We start from the raw sequence: 2,322 nt of genomic DNA, 5'->3' as shown, positions 1-2,322 counted from the left end.
CTTCACGGACGGGGCCACCAGCGGCAGCCAGAGCCCGGACTACAGCTACGATGCGGCCGGCAGCCTGACAGCTGACGCCAACAAGGGCATCCGCCTGATTCGCTACAACCACCTGCAGCTGCCCGAACGCCTGGAGTGGGCCAACGGCAACGTGCTGGAGTACACCTACTCGGCCGCCGGGCAGAAGGTGAGCAAGCTGGCCACCGAGGCCGGTAAGCCTACCGCCGTGCGCACCGACTACGTGGGCCCCTGGCAGTACGAGCGTGACAGCCTGCGCTGGCTCACTCACGCCGAAGGAAGGGCCCTGTACCTGTACCCGCGCGACCCGGCGGGGCAGGTGAGCACGAAAGTCAACTACGAGTACACGCTCAAGGACCACTTGGGCAACCTGCGCGTGGCCTTCCACCCCGGCGAGCGGAAGACGTATCACGCCTTCTTGGAACCCAATGAGAACGAGTTGCGGCGCGAGCAGCACGAGTTTGATTCTGTGTCCGTCTCGGCCCCGATCCGGCGAGTGGATCCGACGCATCAGTTGGCCAAATCGGGCGCCGGTTTTGCCTTGCTCAACGCCGGCGGGGTAGCGCCCCAGCCGTTGGGCCCGCTCAAGCAGCTCACGGTGGCCCGAGGCGACACGGTGGACGTGGTGGCCTACGGCATGTACCAGCAGCCGGCGCAGGCCAACTGGAGCTTCACGCTGGCCAGCTTTGTGGCGAGCTTACTGCAACCGGCCGTCGGCGCGCCGGCTCCGCCCGACGGAGGCCGCCGGGTGCGGGTGCTGCCCTTGCTGAGCGTGGGCCTGGGCCTGGTGCCGGCCGTGGAGCAGCTTAGTGGCGGGGTGCCCAAGGCTTACTTGCGGGTGCTGGTCTACAACGCCGATTCGGTGCTCGTGGCCTGGCCGACGAAGCAGTTGACTAACGCGGCTAATGCCAGCGTAGTGGACGGCGGTTATGAACAACTATCTTTACGGGTGTTCGTGCCGAGTGCGGGCTACGTCCAGGCCTACGTGGCCAACGAGAGCGACACGGACGTGTTCTTTGACGACATTAGCGTCGAGCACCGCCAGGGCCTGCAAGTGCAGGAAAACCAGTATGATCCGTATGGGTTGGACCTAGTGGGGCTGAATAGGAGCGCTACGCCGCAGAATAAGTACAGCTGGAACGGCAAGGAGCGGCAGGACGAGTTCGGCCTGAACTGGCTCGACCACGGCTGGCGCTTCTACGACCCCACCCTGGGGCGGTGGGTCGTCACTGATCCGGACGGGGAGAAGGCAGGGCAAGCGAGTTGGGGTAGCTATCAGTTTGGGATGGATAATGCGGTACGGTATAACGACTTAGATGGACGTTGCCCTACATGTCCACAAGGCAAAGCCGCTGATGAAGTGTACGCATTAGGTGCTACTATAGAATCAGAAGGGAAAACATGGATCTATACTGGGGGTGGTGTGTATGCAGAAACAGTTGGGAGCAAGATTATGGGAGCAGTAGAAAGATTCAGTCAAGAAGGAGGAGATAATGGCACTAATAACGAAGTATATGATGGCTCTAAACTTAAGGGGGCAATGTCTAGCCTTTTGAAAAAATTTCTTTTCGCAAATTCTATAATGGGAAATGGAGACGAACAAGAAGTTGGTGTAGTGATAGAGTCAGCTGAGCCAAATGGAACCTCACCAGGAGGAAATACCGCGAAAAAAGAAATTAAAATTGACCAAGAAGGTCTTAATGTATTACTTGATGCAAGTGGAGCTGTCATTAATCGAAAAGGACATACTTATAGAGAGGCAGTTAACGCCAACCAAGGTCGAGAAATATCGGATGTGACGGGAGCGGGCAATGATGCAGCAGATGCGGCTAAGGAAGCGAGGGCAGAAGCCAGGAATCCATCCGGACGTGACACAATCCAAAGATCAGTTGGATTGTTTGGCCGAGGGTCACATTACAAGATACTGACGGATAGTGGTACTGTAGATGTTTACTCAAATGATAAACTTAAAAAATGAAAAATATAATTTTAGTCTTGCTCATGATCTTTGCTTCGTCCTGCTTAAATGATCGGAAGGAAATAATTGAGTATTATCCGACCGGTGAAGTCGAATGCAGGTCATATGTTGACAAACAAGGTGTGTATGAGGGTGATTTGACGTGTTTTTATAGAAATGGTACAATAAAAAACATAACGCCATTTGATAACCACCACATAAACGGGATTGTAAAAAAGTATTATGCCAATGGGGCAATAAGATCAGAGCAATATTTCAAAAACGGAAAACCGTTTGGATTATTGAAAGAAAATTTTAAAAATGGCAGATTAGAATATATGGCCGTT

The 2,322-nt window shown here is 54.2% G+C and carries 2 protein-coding genes; both read left to right on the top strand.

Annotated elements, in window-relative coordinates; genetic code table 11:
• On the top strand, positions 1-1,996 hold a 1,996-nt coding region (locus HW556_RS18225; protein WP_317170551.1), incomplete at its 5' end, for an RHS repeat-associated core domain-containing protein.
• Positions 1,993-2,322 (top strand): toxin-antitoxin system YwqK family antitoxin (locus tag HW556_RS18220; protein WP_394354145.1); only part of this gene is annotated, 330 nt, incomplete at its 3' end. The genes HW556_RS18225 and HW556_RS18220, both read left to right, overlap by 4 nt.

It is taken from the genome of Hymenobacter terrestris, assembly GCF_013377905.1.
Classification (GTDB): Bacteria; Bacteroidota; Bacteroidia; order Cytophagales; family Hymenobacteraceae; genus Hymenobacter; species Hymenobacter terrestris.
This window is presented reverse-complemented; position numbering and strand designations above follow the sequence as displayed.